The sequence below is a fragment of the Gordonia sp. CPCC 205515 genome, from assembly GCF_048537925.1.
Classification (GTDB): domain Bacteria; phylum Actinomycetota; class Actinomycetes; order Mycobacteriales; family Mycobacteriaceae; genus Gordonia.
Genome location: NZ_JBCLVJ010000021.1, coordinates 92,231 through 106,346 on the forward strand (window position 1 = coordinate 92,231; position 14,116 = coordinate 106,346).

A 14,116-nucleotide genomic window follows, 5' to 3' on the forward strand; every position below is an offset into this window, starting at 1 on the left:
GGGCCGCATGGCAAAGTGGTTGCAGTGAGCGAAGATTCTCCCGAGCTGTCGGAGCCCGAGCTGTTGGAGGCGGTGGCGATCGAGGTGGCGCGCAGCGCCGCCGATCACGTGCGCCGTCGGCGGCCGGAACTGTTCGGGGTGGTGGGCACCACGGTGGGCAACGATGCGGTCGCCACCAAGTCCACCCCGACCGATCCGGTCACTCTGGCCGACACCGAAACCGAGAAACTGATCCGCGCGGAACTCCATGCCCGGCGACCCGACGACGAAGTGCTGGGCGAAGAGGCCGGCGGCACGATCGACGTGCCCACCGGGGTCCGGTGGGTGGTCGACCCGATCGACGGGACCGTCAACTTCATGTACGGCATCCCCGCCTATGCGGTGTCGGTGGCCGCGCAGATCGACGGCCGCTCGGTGGCCGGCGCGGTGGTCGACGTCGCCCGCGGTGTCACCTACTCCGCCGCACTCGGGCACGGTGCGCACGTGGACGCCGGTGATGGTCGAATTCCGTTGTCCTGCAACCCAATCGATGATATCGGCCTGGCTCTGGTGGCCACCGGCTTCTCCTACGACGCGGATCGTCGGGCCGCCCAGGGGACGATCATCGCCGACATGCTGCCCCGGATCCGCGACGTTCGGCGGGTCGGGGCGGCCGCCCTGGATCTGTGCATGGTGGCCAGCGGGGCCGTCGACGCACACTTCGAGCACGGACTCTCACCATGGGACTGGGCGGCCGGCGGACTGATCGCCGCCGAGGCCGGCGCGCTGGTCGACACGCCGCCGCCGGACTCACGATCCACCGACGGTCATCCGACGATCGCGGTCGCCCCCGGTATCGCCGACGACTTCCTCGGCATGCTCGACGACCTCGGAGCGCGGACGGCACTCCCGACCCGTTGACGAGCCCGGACCGGGGTCAGCAGGTCTGGCTGTGTACGGCCTTCACCAGCGTCGGATCGGCGCCACTCTTCGGGTTGGTGGCATCCGGCGACCGCAAGGCCTCCAGTACCGCCTGCGCGTCCTGGGACTGTTCGCGGCTCTCGTAGTACTCGCCGAGGGCGACATCCACCGCAGTGCCCTGACGACCGTCCTCGATCAGCTGGGCGCACGGCAGGGCAACCCACACCGCGGCGGCGGAGGCCTTGCCCGCCGGCCCGAACCGGATCTGCGCGACGCAGTTGAGGTCGCGATTGGGGTAGAGCGCGTCGTCGGCGTACGGATCGTTCGGCGTCGGGTTGAAGCCGATCGCGGTCAGGTCATCGGAGACCGAGCGCGCCGCGCCGCGCTGTGACGACGCATTGAGCACCCGGACCTGGAAGGTGGACAGGGCGGCCGGCGCCACCTCGAGCATCTGTGTGCGGTCGGCGGCGGTGAGCTTCGGTGCCGGGGCGGCGGGGGTGGCCGGTGCGGGGGGCGGCGGTGCGGCCGGAGCTGACGCCGCGCTCGCCGACGGATCGACCGACGCCGGAGTCGGCTGGTTGCAGGCGGTGGGCACGGTGGCCGAGCCGGATCCGGCCAACGCCACGATCCAGGTGACCACGCCCACGAGCAGAAGTAGCACGGCGACGATGATCGCCGGGCGGGCGCGGCGCCGGCGGAACGGCCGGCCTTGCGGGTCGACGGGCGAACCCGTCGTAATCTGCGACACCACCGTGAACAGGCTCCTTCTCCACCGCATCGGGCAGCCCCCACTGTAAGGGGTCCGGCCCGCGGGATATCGGTTCGGACACGCCGGGAATGATCCGCGAAAGGTTGTCGTTGACCCGACGGCACCGGTGCACTATGCTTCGGGCGCCCGCTCTCCCAGAGTCGGGAGAGCAGTCGGATCAAATGTGACGAATGTCACACGGGTCCGGCGGGTTCCGGGTAACGAATTGCACCGGTCACGACGTTGTAGTGACGCCGTCGGCAAGACAATCCCGGCGGACTCGCGCACCCTACGTTTGCCCGGCCACAAGCCGGCATCCGAGAGCGCCCCTCACACTCTCAACCAGGTAGGTAGGTACACACAATGGCTACTGATTACGACGCGCCACGACGCACCGAGACCGAGGACATGAACGAGGACTCCCTCGAGGAGTTGAAGGCACGACGCAGCGAAGCGCAGTCGTCGGCCGTCGACGTCGACGAGAGTGACACCGCGGAATCGTTCGAACTGCCGGGCGCGGACCTGTCCGGCGAGGAACTGTCGGTGCGGGTCATCCCCAAACAGGCCGACGAGTTCACCTGTACCAGCTGCTTCCTCGTCTATCACCGCAGCCGGCTGGCCCGCCAGAACGGCAACTCGATGATCTGCGTCGACTGCGCCTGAGTAGCACGGTCTGAGCTCTCCGGCCCCCTCGGGCCGGGCCGGCCGGTCTACTTGTCGAGACCGGCCTCCGCTGCGGCATCGGGCACCTCGAGCGCCGCGAGCAACGCCGACGGATTCCGGGTCGACACCAGCCAATACGGTGTCGGGTCGTCCGGATCGTCGAGCACCAACAGCACCATGGTCTTCACCCACGCGCGATGGACCAGATACGCCGCCGGGTCGAGCTGACGGCCCAGCGCGGCACTCTTCGCAGTCGCCGGGACGGTGGCGCCACGCGCGATCACCGACCGCGGCAGACGCGCCCGATGGGCGACGAGTTCACCATCGGCGGTGACCCGCACCTGCACCCGCCCCATCGACCACAGCAGCCACGCGATGAGCACCGCGGTCACGATGTAGCCGGCGAAGCTCCAGGACGCGCGATGCGCGGAGAGCTGGATCTCGTATCCCATCACCCCGGTCGCCACCGCACCGGCCAACCACCACCACCACGGCACCCGCAGCCGCTCGTGGTACTTGTCCGAGGCCGAGTTGTGTTCGGACACTGGCTGGTCCGCGTGTGGTGCAGGGGGAGTCACGCGACCAGCGTAGTCTGCCCTCGTGAGTGACATTCCCGCCGTTGCCGTCCGGCGACTCGATCCGGACATCGACCTACCCGCCCGCGCGCATCCCGGCGATGCCGGCGTGGATCTCTGCTCGACCATCGACCTGGAACTACCGCCCGGACGTCGTCAGCTCGTCGGCACCGGCATCGCGATCGCCCTGCCGGTCGGCACCGTCGGGCTCATCCACCCGCGGTCCGGCCTGGCGGCGCGCGCCGGGCTGTCCATCGTCAACACCCCCGGCACCATCGACGCCGGCTACCGCGGCGAGATCAAGGTGTGCCTGATCAATCTCGACCCGGCCGAACCGATCTCCATCGCGCGCGGCGACCGCATCGCGCAGCTGGTGGTCCAGCGGGTGGAACTCCCGAAGTTCGTCGAGGTCGACGAGCTCGACGACACCAGCCGCGGGGCCGGCGGGTACGGGTCCAGCGGCGGCCACGCGATACTCGCCGAGACCCCGGCCACCACGAGGAGCACAGACCATGGCCAGTGACGACCTGACGATCGGTTCCGCGCAGGGGCCCTACGACATCGACGCGCTGGCCACCTCCGCCGACGACCTGGCGAACTCGCACCTGGACCTGGGCTCGGTGCTGGTGCCGGTGGTGGAGGGCGGTCAGGTGACCGTCGAGATGACCGCCGATCACCAACCCGAGGCCGTCTACCTCGTCACCCCGCACGGCCGCATCAACGTGACGGCCTTTGCCGCCCCCAAGTCGCCGGGACTGTGGCGTGAGGTGGTCACCGAACTCGCCGAGTCGTTGCGCGACGAGGGTGCCCGGGTGTCCATCGAGGACGGACACTGGGGCCGCGAGGTGGTCGCCGACGTTCCCGGCGCATCGCACAGGTTTGTCGGGGTCGACGGCCCGCGCTGGATGATCCGTTGTGTCGCAAGCGGACCCGACACCGATGCCGAGGAACTGTCCCGGCTCGCGCGGGCGGTGCTCGCCGAGTCGGTGGTGCGACGTGGCAGCGACCCGTACCCGCCGCGTGAACCGCTGCCGGTGGTCTTGCCGCCGGTGCTCGCCGAACAGGTGGCCGCTGCCCAGCAGCAGATGTTCGCCGAGGGGGCCGAGGGGATACCGGAAGGCCTCGAGCCACCGCCCGGCCTCGTCGACGAGGAACCCGCGCCGCCGCCGTCGTCGGGGTCGGCGATGCAGCAGTTCCGCAATCGCAACCGCAACTGACGCCGAGGGGGCACCCTTCGACACGCTCGGCTCCTCCGTCGCCGGGCTGCTCAGGGAGCGGTCCGGGGCAACTGACTGTCTCTAGCGAAGCGCGAGCCATCCTCGCGCACAACCGAATCCGAGTACCGATGGGTCGTGACCCCACTCGGCGAGCGTGACTTCGGACACCTCAGACCGCGGTGCCGCGGCCGCCCAGTCGCGCCCGACCTGCAGCGGATGCACCAGGTCGTCGACGGCGGCGGTGATCGCCAGCGGGGCGGTCAGCGTGGCGATCTGCGCCGACTCGGGGGAGCGGTAGCCGGCCGCCTGCCTCAGGTGATCGACGAGACCCGGGTACAGCGACCGCCAGGAGCGGTCCAGTTCGGCGGCCAGCCACGGCGGGCTCGACGCCGCCATGCCGGCGATCGTCGCCTCGAGCCCGTCGGCCACCAGGGCGTCGGCGGTGACGATGGCGCTGAAGGCCGCAGGCGCGGTCGCGGGATCACCGGTCCAGGCCGGCAACGCCGCCCACACCCCGGCGCAGTCGGCGCCGCGACGCAGCGCCCACTCGAGCGCGATGGCCGCCCCGATCGACACCCCGCCCACGACGATCGGTTCATCCGCGTCGTCGGCGAGGTGGTCGAGTTGCTGGAGATAGCCTCTGACCAGGTCGGATGACGGCTCCAGGGCGATCAGATCCAAGTGCAGCGACGCGGCGGCGGGACCGAAAGCGCGGTGGACGTAATCGCCGTCGGAACCGGTGCCGGGCAGGGCCACGAGTGCGGGCATAGACCGATCTTGCCCGGCGTTTGATGAGGTGCAGCGTTGGGGTTTACGCTGACGGTGAATGCGGAGCCACCCGCCCCGCCCGACAGCTCAAAGCCCCACGAGGCGCTCAGGAGTGTGTGATGCCTACCAGCGGTTATCTCAAGCGGTTGACCCGCCGGTTGACCGAGGATCTCGGGGATGCCGACGCCGAGCAGATCGCCGAGGAATCCCGTGCGACCGGTGCCCAGCGCGCGTCCGAATGTTGTCGTGGTGACGAGGTCACCATGCATGGCGAGCTGCGATCGGTGGAGACCTGTTCCCGCACCGCCAAGGTCGGGGTGAAGGCGGAGTTCTTCGACGGCTCCGACACCGTGCTGCTCAAGTGGCTCGGCCGCAATCGCATCCCGGGCATCGAACCGGGACGCAAGATGACCGTACGGGGACGCCTCGCCGAGTACGACGGCGGCAAGGTGATCTACAACCCGTACTACGAGCTGTATGGCGAAGACGACTGACCCCGCCGACGGCAGCCACAATCCCGCCGACGGCAACCACAATCCCGCCGACGGCAACCACAATCCTGCCGACAGCAACCACAATCCCGCCGACAGCAACCAAGATCCCGCCGACAGCAACCCCGAGGACGCGGCGACACCCTCGATGCTCGAGCAGATGGGCGGCGTCTCCGGCCTGATCTACTCCACGGTGCCCGTCATCGTGTTCGTCCCGGTCAACTCCATCTGGGGCCTGATACCGGCGATGATCGCGGCACTCGTGGTCGCGGTGGCGGTCTTCGCGATCCGCCTCATCCGACACGAACCGCTGAGCCCCGCGATCTCCGGCCTCATCGGCGTCGCGATCTGCGTGTTCATCGCCCACCGGGTGGGAAATGCCAAGGGCTACTTCCTGTTCGGGATCTGGACCACCCTGGTGTACGCGATCGTATTCGTGGCGTCGATCATCGTGCGCTGGCCACTGGTCGGTGTCGCCTGGAACCTCATCAACGGTGAGGGGATGGCCTGGCGGAAGCATCGCCGGACCCTGCTCGCCTACGACATCGCCACCGCGTTCTGGGCGTTGGTGTTCTTCGCCCGCTACCTCACCCAATCCGAGCTCTATGACCACGACCAGACGGGGTGGCTCGCGGTGACCCGCATCGCCATGGGCTGGCCGTTGACCGCGCTGTCGGTCCTCGCGACAGTGCTGCTCGTGCGCTGGGCGACCCGCGAAGAGCACGTCGACGAGGCACGTGAGGAACGCGAACTCAGCTGAGCTGCATGGCTTCCCGCAACGCCGCCTCGGCCTCGTCGGGGGCGATGAAGATCAGTTCGTCCCCGCCCTCGAGCGGGTCGTCCTGTTGCGGGACGATCACCCGGCCGCCGCGCAGGATCGTCACGAGCGCCGCGTCCCGGGGCAGCGACAGCCGGCGGACCGGCTTGCCCGCCAGTGGAGTGTTCGGCGGCAGGGTCAGTTCCACCAGATTGGCCTGTCCCTGGCGGAAGGTCATCAGCCGCACCAGTTCGCCGACCGAGACCGCCTCCTCGACGAGCGAGGCCAGGATGCGTGGCGTGGACACGGCGACGTCAACGCCCCAGTCCTCGCCGAACAACCATTCGTTGCGTGGATCGTTGACGCGGGCCACGACGCGGTTGATCGCGAATTCGGTCTTGGCGAGCAGGCTGACGACCAGATTGGCCTTGTCGTCGCCGGTCGCGGCGATCATCACATCGTAGGTCTGCAGCGACGCCTGCTCGAGGTTGCTCAGTTCACAGGCATCGGCGAGAACCCAGGTGGCCTCCGGGACTGCGTCTCGGTCGAGGTGGCGATTGTCACGTTCGAACAGGGTCACTGCGTGGGCGTTCGCGATCAGCTCGCGGGCGATCGAGCGTCCGACCGCACCGGCCCCGGCGATGGCGACCTTCATGATGGTCCTGCTTTCCGTCGGTGGGATGGTCGGTCAGTCGGTGGCGGTGTGCGGGGAGCGTGCCATGGCCCGCGCATCCTTGAGATTGTCGGTCAGGATCGCGGCGAACACCTGATCATCTTGCTGCAGAACCGTTTTCACGTCCGGGATGATCGGATGGCCGACCCGGTTGAGGAACGCGACGCGCGCGCCGGTCGACTCCTGGAACTTGCCGACGGTGAGTCCGATCCAGGATTCGTGGATCTCGAGCTGGGCAATCGCGATGGTGCCCGAGGGGTCGCGCCACTCGGTGGTGGTGGAGGTCTCGCCGAGCGCAGAGACGAATCGTTCGGTGGTCCACGGCACGGTGGCCACGGTCGGGATGCCCAGCCGCTCGTACACCTGGGCGCGCTTCGCGTCGTAGATACGGGCGACCACCCGGCCGACGTCGAACGTCTCGCGCGCGACTCGTGCGGAGATGATGTTGGAGTTGTCGCCGGAGGACACCGCGGCGAACGCATCCGCGGTTTCGATGCCCGCGCGGATCAGGACATCGCGGTCGAATCCGACGCCGATCACCGTGGTGCCGCGGAAGTCGGGGGACAGTCGCCCGAATGCGGTCGGGTCGCGGTCGATGACGGCGACCTGATGGCCACGTTTCTGCATCGCCATCGCCAACGACGACCCGACGCGGCCGCATCCCATGATGACTACCTGCACGTTCACCCACTTTCGGATATTGCCTCGTAGTCCATGATTCTGCACCGAACGCATCGAACCTACCCGTAGGAGGGATCGTTATGGCGCCGAACCACACCACGCTCTAGTGTTGCCTGGTGTCCACCGTGTCAAAGGTGTCGGTCGCGACGAAACGGTTGCTGCTCGGGCGTCCGTTTCGCAGCGACAAACTCGGTCACACCTTGCTGCCCAAGCGGATCGCGCTACCGGTCTTCGCCTCTGACGCGATGTCGTCGGTGGCGTACGCGCCGCAGGAGATCTTCCTGGTCCTGTCCATCGCCGGACTGAGCGCCATGACGCTGAGCCCGTGGATCGCGCTGGCGGTCGCGGTGGTCATGACCGTCGTCGTCGCCAGCTACCGGCAGAACGTGCACGCCTATCCGTCCGGCGGCGGTGACTACGAGGTCGCCACGGTCAACCTCGGCCCCAACGCGGGTCTGACGGTGGGCAGTGCGTTGCTGGTCGACTACGTGCTGACGGTGGCCGTCTCCATTTCCTCGGCCGCGGAGAACATCGGCTCGGCGATCCCGTTCGTGTCGCATCACAAGGTGTGGTTCTGTGTCGCGGCGATCCTCCTGCTCGCCGCGGTCAACATGCGCGGCATCAAGGAATCCGGGTCCATCCTGGCCATCCCGACCTACGCGTTCATCGTCAGCGTGCTGGCGATGCTCATCTGGGGATTCTTCAAGATCTACGTCCTCGGCGACGACGTGAAGTCCGAGACCGCCGACTTCGGCATCCACGCCGAACACGGTCACCTCATGGGCATCGCGTTCATCTTCCTGGTCGCCAAGGCCTTCTCGTCGGGCTGTGCGGCGCTGACCGGTGTCGAGGCGATCAGCAACGGGGTGCCCGCCTTCCGGAAGCCGAAGTCGCGCAATGCCGCCACCACCCTGCTGCTGCTCGGCAGCTTCGCGATCGTGCTGCTGCTGGGCATCGTCCTGCTTGCCGAACGCATCGGCGCCAAGTACGTGATGAACCCGGAGACCGACCTGATCGGCGCGCCCGAGGGCTATCAGCAGAAGGCGATGATCGCCCAACTCGCGCACGCCGTGTTCGATTCGTTCCCGATCGGCTTCTACTTCGTCGCGACCGCCACCGCGCTGATCTTGATGCTCGCCGCCAACACCGCGTTCAACGGGTTCCCGGTGCTCGGTTCGGTACTCGCGCAGGACCGGTATCTGCCGCGGCAGTTGCACACCCGCGGCGACCGGCTCGCGTTCAGCAACGGCATCCTGTTCCTCGCACTGGCCGCGATCATCTTCGTGGTGGCTTTCGGCGCGCAGGTCACCGCACTCATCCAGCTCTACATCGTCGGCGTGTTCGTCTCGTTCACCCTCAGTCAGACCGGCATGGTGCGACATTGGACGCGGCACCTGCGGACCGAGACCGACCCGCGGGCACGCCGAAAGATGAAGCAGTCGCGGGTGATCAACTCGATCGGTCTGGTGATGACGGCGACGGTGCTGGTCATCGTGCTCATCACCAAGTTCACCGCCGGTGCCTGGATCGCCATCATCGCGATGGTCGCCATCTTCATCCTGATGAAGCTGATCCATCATCACTATGCGACGGTGCAGCGTGAACTCGAACGGGTCGAGGAGGACGGCGCCGTGCTGCCCAGCCGCACGCACTCCATCGTGCTCGTCTCGACCCTGCACATGGCCACCAAACGCGCCGTGCTCTACGCCCGCGCCACCCGACCCGACGTACTCGAGGCGATCACGGTCAATGTCGACGACCGCGACACCCGCAAACTCGTCTCCCAGTGGGAGGCCAGTGAGATCACCGTCCCGCTCAAGGTCATCGCCTCGCCCTACCGCGAGATCACCCGCCCGGTCATCGAATACGTGCGCCGCGTGCGCCGCGAATCGCCGCGCGACGTCATCACGGTGTTCATCCCGGAGTACGTGGTCGGGCATTGGTGGGAGCAGATCCTGCACAACCAGTCCGCGCTGCGGCTCAAGGGCCGGCTGCTGTTCGAGCCGGGCGTGATGGTGACCTCGGTGCCCTGGCAGCTGTCGTCGTCGGATCGCCGCAAGGACGACCTCGTCTACACCGCGCCCGGCGACACCCGCCGCGCCTTCGACACCCGCGCCATCGACGACGACGTCGAGCGTCGCCGGTGACCACGATCGAGGTTCGGCCCGACCGGCCGGCGAACGGCGGTGCGGCGGTCGGCCGGGTGGACGGCCGGGTGGTGTTCGTCGACGGCGCCATCCCCGGCGAACTCGTGCGCGCACAGGTCACCGACGAACGGCAGCAGAGTTTCTGGAAGGCCGAGGTCGTCGAGATCCTGGAACCCTCGCCGCACCGGATCGACCCCGCGTGCCCCGCGGCGCGGCACGGCGCAGGGTGCTGCGACCTGGGCTTCGTCGACCTCGCGCACGCCCGGACCCTCAAGGCGCAGGTGCTCTCCGACGCGTTGACCCGCATCGGGGGGCTCGACGCAGCCGACGTCCCGGTGGCGCCCCTCGGCGACGGGGCGGGCGCAGACGGCACCCGGTGGCGGGTGCGCACGCGACTCGGCGTGGACGGCTCCGGCCGGGTCGGCATGCGACACCGCCACGGATCCGCGATCGTCGCGGGATTTGATTGTGCTGCACCGGAATCCGGCATGCTTGACCGGCTCGACGACCTCGGTCCGACGCCGGGCGCCGACCTCGCCGTCGTCGCCGACGCGGACGGCCGTCGGCATGTGACCGAACTCGCACCACCCCGGCGCGGTTCGGGTCGTGGGTCGCGCGCCCGCGCCCAGTCGGCGCGCCGCCGTCGCGATGCACCCCGCGCCGAGCGGGTCCTCGACGGGGACGCGGTGGCGGTGCACCGGGTCGGGGAGCGGACGTGGCGGATTCCGGTGACCGGATTCTGGCAGGCGCATCGGGCGGCCCCGGCGACCTACTCCCGCGCCGTCGTCGACCTTCTCGCGGCCGCCGAGCCGACCGCAGGCGGCCTGGTCGCCTGGGACCTCTACGGCGGGGCCGGGGTGTTCGCCGCGGCGCTGCTCGACGACCCCGCGGCGTCGGTGGCCGCGGTGCACGTCGTCGAATCCGATGCGGCGGCACTGGCCGCGGCAGCCGAGACCTTCGACGGTGACGATCGGGTCACCCTGCACCGGGGCGAGGTCGCCGCGGCTGTGCGCGATCTGCCCACCCCCGACGTGGTGGTGCTCGATCCGCCCCGCACGGGTGCCGGTGCCACGGTGATCGAGGCCATTGCCGACGCCGACCCGCCAACGATCATCCACGTCGGTTGTGACGTCGGTCGCTTCGCGCGGGATCTGGCTTTGTTCGCTGAGCACGGTTATCACCCGCGGGAGATCCGTGGGTTCGATGCTTTTCCGGCGACCCATCATGTCGAGGCCATCGCGGCTCTGGTCCCGGTCCGTAGACTATGAGGATCTACAGAAGTGGTCGGGCGGTGCAAGCGCCCCGGGGAGAGATGATGGAGGGACTCGATGGGCGTGCTGGACGCAATCGATTCACCCGATGACCTGCGCAGCCTGTCGGACGACGAGATGGTCGCGCTGGCCGGTGAGATCCGTGAGTTCCTGATCGAGAAGGTCTCGGCGACCGGGGGACACCTCGGCCCCAATCTCGGTGTCGTCGAACTCACCCTGGCCCTGCACCGCGTGTTCGATTCGCCACAGGACCCCGTCATCTTCGACACCGGTCACCAGAGCTACGTGCACAAGATCGTCACCGGCCGCAAGGACGGCTTCGACCAGCTGCGCCAGAAGGACGGGCTGACCGGCTACCAGGATCGCGCCGAGAGCGAGCACGACTGGGTGGAGTCCTCGCACGCGTCAGCGGCGCTCTCGTATGCCGACGGGCTGGCGAAATCCTTCGAGCTGACCGGCGCCGACGACCGCACCGTGGTCGCGGTGGTCGGCGACGGTGCCCTCACCGGCGGTATGTGCTGGGAGGCGCTCAACAACATCGCGGCCGCCGACCGGCGCGTGGTCATCGTGGTCAACGACAACGGCCGCTCGTACGCCCCGACCATCGGTGGACTCGCCCGGCACCTGTCCGGGCTGCGACTGCAGCCGGGATATGAGCGTTTCCTCGACGAGAGTCGCAAGGTGGTCAAGCAGGTGCCGGTCGTCGGTCCGCCCGCCTACGCCGTGCTGCACGGGATGAAGAGTGGACTCAAGGATCTGCTCGCCCCGCAGGCCATGTTCACCGATCTCGGCATGAAGTATGTCGGACCGGTCGACGGCCACGACATCAGTGCCTTGGAATCAGCGCTGCGCCAAGCGCATTCGTTTGGTGGTCCGGTGATCGTGCACACCGTCACCCGCAAGGGCATGGGGTACGCGCCGGCCGAGAACCACGAGGCCGACCAGATGCACGCCACGGGCATCATCGATCCACGGACCGGCCGCGCCACCAGCGTCTCGCCGCACGACTGGACCTCGGTGTTCTCCACCGCCCTGGTGGACGCCGGAGCCCGACGCCGGGATGTCGTTGCGATCACCGCCGCCATGCCCGGACCCACCGGCCTGACCCCGTTCGGCGAGAAGTTCCCCGACCGCATGTTCGACGTGGGGATCGCCGAGCAACACGCGATGACCTCGGCGGCCGGGCTGGCGCTCGGCGGGCTGCATCCGGTGGTCGCGGTCTATTCCACCTTCCTCAACCGGGCCTTCGACCAGTTGCTGATGGACGTCGCCCTGCTCAAGCTGCCGGTCACCCTGGTCCTCGACCGCTCCGGCATCACCGGCCCCGACGGCCCGAGCCACCACGGCATGTGGGATCTGTCACTGATGGCGCTCGTGCCCGGGCTGCGGGTCGCCGCACCGCGCGACGCCGTCCGGCTCCGCGAGGAGTTCGACGAAGCGCTCGCCGTCGCCGACGGCCCGACCGCCCTGCGCTTCTCCAAAGGCGCGGTGCCCGAAGACATTCGGTCCATCGAACGGCTCGACGACGGCGTCGACGTGCTGCACCGTAGCGCACCCGGGATCGGGCCGGCCGCTGGAGACGTGCTCATCGTCGCGGTCGGCGCGTTCTGCGGACTGGCCGTGGACACCGCCGAACGTCTTGGGCGCCAAGGGATTGACGCCACCGTCGTGGACCCGCGGTGGGTGCTGCCGGTGCCGGCGTCGATCGCCGCCCTGGCCGGACGTCACAGACTGGTGGTCACCCTCGAGGACAGCGGGGTACGTGGCGGCGTCGGGTCGGCGGTCAGCGACGCGCTGTCCGACGCCGAAGTAGCGGTGCCGGTACAGCACCGCGGTATCCCTCAGGAGTTCGTCACGCACGCCTCGCGCGGCGAGTTGCTTGCCGAATTCGGGCTCACCGCACAGGATCTCGCGCGGTCGATCACCGCTACGGTATCGGGGATGAGCTCGGTTCCGGCGGTGGCGGAACCGAACTCGCGGCTGCCGCGTTGAGTGCCTGGGCGACCGGAGCCGCGCACAGGTCGCGTTGCCAGCGTCGTGCGTCCTCGGCGGCCATGCGCGCGTCCACCGTTTCGGCGGTGGCCGGCAAATCCACACCGTCCCAACAGATCTGACGCACCACGTCCGGGGCGAGCAGATTTTCCACCGGCAGATTGTGCGTCTCGGCGATCTCCCGGATCACCGGGCGCACCTGCGCGGCGCGGGCCGCGCCGTCGGGGTTGCGCTGATCCCATCGGTTGAACGGCGGTAATCCGGTCCCCGGCGACTTCCGCGGTGGCAGTTCGTTGTCGGACAGTTCGCGGGCCCGGTCGAGCGCCGAAAGCCACAAACCCGCCTGCCGTTTCTGCTTCGGCCCGCCGAACACCGGCAGCCGGGTGAGCTCGGCGGTGGTCGACGGGTTCGCCGTCGCCGCGGTGACGATCGCCGAGTCGGGGAGCACCCGCCCCGGTGCGACGTCGCGTCGTTGCGCGAGTTCCTCACGCGCCGTCCACAATTCGCGGACAGCGGCCAGCGCGCGCGGATTCTTGATGGTGTGGATGTTCGATGTCTTGCGCCAGCGGTCGGTGCGCGGCGGCGGTGCCGGACGGTCCAGGATGAACCGGAACTCCTCGCGTGCCCACGCATCCTTGCCCGCCGCGGCGAGGGCGGCATCCATCGCGTCGCGCAGTTCGACGAGGACCTCCACGTCGAGGGCGGCGTAGTTGAGCCAGTCGTCGGGCAGCGGCCGACGCGACCAGTCGGCGGCGCCGTGCCCCTTGACCAGTCCGAGGCCGAGGAACTCGGCGACCATCGCTGCCAGGTTCACCTTCGCCAGGCCCAATAACCGTCCGGCCAGTTCGGTGTCGTAGAGCTCGCGGCAGACGAAGCCGAGTTCACGCAGGCAAGGCAGATCCTGGTCGGCGGCGTGCAGCACCCATTCGGGGCCGTCGAGTGCCTCGATCACCGGGGCCAGCGCCTCGGGATGCTCGATCGGGTCGAGCAGGAACGACCCCGAACCGCCGAGTCGTCGGATCTGGATGAGGTAGGCGCGCTGCGAATACCGGTAGCCCGAGGCGCGTTCGGTGTCCACGGCGATCGGTCCGCTGCCCTCGGCGATCTGGGCGGCGGCCTCGGCGAACTCGCGCGGGGTGGAGAGCACCTCCGGCACGCCGTCGGCCGGATGCAGCAGGGGAGTGGTGTCCGGCTCGGTCGGCTCGGCTGACTCGGTCGGCTCGGTCATGGCGA

At 68.9% G+C, this 14,116-nt stretch carries 15 protein-coding genes; 9 read left to right on the forward strand and 6 right to left on the reverse strand.

What is annotated here, in order from left to right; genetic code table 11:
- Positions 1-24: 24 nt before the first annotated feature.
- Positions 25-900, forward strand: coding sequence for an inositol monophosphatase family protein (locus AAFP30_RS26540; protein WP_419233044.1), 876 nt, complete (start codon positions 25-27; stop codon positions 898-900).
- Between the two features lie 16 nt (positions 901-916).
- Here AAFP30_RS26540 and cei read toward each other — a convergent pair whose 3' ends face one another.
- Positions 917-1,651, reverse strand: a complete 735-nt coding sequence (cei, locus tag AAFP30_RS26545) for an envelope integrity protein Cei (protein WP_419233045.1) — start codon at positions 1,649-1,651, stop codon at positions 917-919.
- Positions 1,652-2,011: 360 nt separating this feature from the next.
- On the opposite strand from cei, the gene AAFP30_RS26550 reads away from it, so the two are divergent.
- Positions 2,012-2,311, forward strand: coding sequence for a DUF4193 domain-containing protein (locus AAFP30_RS26550; RefSeq protein WP_419233046.1), 300 nt, complete (start codon positions 2,012-2,014; stop codon positions 2,309-2,311).
- Between the two features lie 47 nt (positions 2,312-2,358).
- Here the strand turns inward: AAFP30_RS26550 and AAFP30_RS26555 are convergent, their stop codons facing one another.
- Positions 2,359-2,856, reverse strand: coding sequence for a DUF3093 domain-containing protein (locus AAFP30_RS26555; RefSeq protein WP_419233047.1), 498 nt, complete (start codon positions 2,854-2,856; stop codon positions 2,359-2,361).
- Positions 2,857-2,911: 55 nt separating this feature from the next.
- Here AAFP30_RS26555 and dut point away from each other — a divergent pair, with 55 nt between their 5' ends.
- Both dut and AAFP30_RS26565 read left to right on the forward strand, forming a co-directional pair.
- On the forward strand, positions 2,912-3,409 hold the full coding sequence (gene dut, locus AAFP30_RS26560; RefSeq protein ID WP_419233048.1) for a dUTP diphosphatase: 498 nt from the start codon (positions 2,912-2,914) through the stop codon (positions 3,407-3,409).
- Positions 3,399-4,103 carry a DUF3710 domain-containing protein gene (locus AAFP30_RS26565; RefSeq protein ID WP_419233049.1) on the forward strand — a complete coding sequence of 235 codons (705 nt, stop codon included), beginning with the start codon at positions 3,399-3,401 and terminating at the stop codon, positions 4,101-4,103. Before dut ends, AAFP30_RS26565 begins: the two co-directional genes overlap by 11 nt.
- 81 nt (positions 4,104-4,184) lie before the next feature.
- On the opposite strand, the gene AAFP30_RS26570 is transcribed toward AAFP30_RS26565, so the two are convergent.
- The gene (locus AAFP30_RS26570) at positions 4,185-4,871 is read right to left on the reverse strand and encodes an alpha/beta fold hydrolase (RefSeq protein WP_419233051.1); all 687 of its coding nucleotides are present in this window, start codon (positions 4,869-4,871) and stop codon (positions 4,185-4,187) included.
- Positions 4,872-4,990: 119 nt separating this feature from the next.
- On the opposite strand from AAFP30_RS26570, the gene AAFP30_RS26575 reads away from it, so the two are divergent.
- Entirely contained in the window at positions 4,991-5,365 is a 375-nt protein-coding gene (locus AAFP30_RS26575; RefSeq protein WP_419233052.1) for an OB-fold nucleic acid binding domain-containing protein, read from the forward strand.
- Positions 5,366-5,510: 145 nt separating this feature from the next.
- The gene (locus tag AAFP30_RS26580) at positions 5,511-6,122 is read left to right on the forward strand and encodes a DUF3159 domain-containing protein (RefSeq protein WP_419233086.1); all 612 of its coding nucleotides are present in this window, start codon (positions 5,511-5,513) and stop codon (positions 6,120-6,122) included.
- On the opposite strand, the gene AAFP30_RS26585 is transcribed toward AAFP30_RS26580, so the two are convergent.
- Positions 6,115-6,774, reverse strand: a complete 660-nt coding sequence (locus AAFP30_RS26585; protein WP_419233053.1) for a potassium channel family protein — start codon at positions 6,772-6,774, stop codon at positions 6,115-6,117. The genes AAFP30_RS26580 and AAFP30_RS26585 overlap by 8 nt on opposite strands.
- Before the next feature lie 33 nt (positions 6,775-6,807).
- Entirely contained in the window at positions 6,808-7,473 is a 666-nt protein-coding gene (locus tag AAFP30_RS26590; protein WP_419233087.1) for a potassium channel family protein, read from the reverse strand.
- 116 nt (positions 7,474-7,589) lie between these two features.
- Between AAFP30_RS26590 and AAFP30_RS26595 the strand changes: the two genes are divergently transcribed.
- From AAFP30_RS26595 to dxs, 3 genes are read left to right on the forward strand one after another with little or no spacing between them, the layout of a single operon-like run.
- Positions 7,590-9,620 carry an APC family permease gene (locus AAFP30_RS26595; RefSeq protein ID WP_419233054.1) on the forward strand — a complete coding sequence of 677 codons (2,031 nt, stop codon included), beginning with the start codon at positions 7,590-7,592 and terminating at the stop codon, positions 9,618-9,620.
- Positions 9,617-10,888 (forward strand): class I SAM-dependent RNA methyltransferase, encoded by a 1,272-nt coding sequence (locus tag AAFP30_RS26600; RefSeq protein ID WP_419233055.1) that lies wholly within the window; start codon positions 9,617-9,619, stop codon positions 10,886-10,888. The genes AAFP30_RS26595 and AAFP30_RS26600 overlap by 4 nt, the downstream gene beginning before the upstream one ends.
- Before the next feature lie 60 nt (positions 10,889-10,948).
- Complete coding sequence (dxs, locus tag AAFP30_RS26605) at positions 10,949-12,883, forward strand: 1-deoxy-D-xylulose-5-phosphate synthase (protein WP_419233056.1); 1,935 nt, start codon at positions 10,949-10,951, stop codon at positions 12,881-12,883.
- On the opposite strand, the gene AAFP30_RS26610 is transcribed toward dxs, so the two are convergent.
- Positions 12,819-14,111: an HRDC domain-containing protein gene (locus AAFP30_RS26610; RefSeq protein ID WP_419233057.1), complete on the reverse strand. Its 1,293-nt coding sequence runs from the start codon at positions 14,109-14,111 to the stop codon at positions 12,819-12,821. The two genes, dxs and AAFP30_RS26610, sit on opposite strands and share 65 nt — an antisense overlap.
- Between the last annotated feature and the right edge of the window lie 5 nt (positions 14,112-14,116).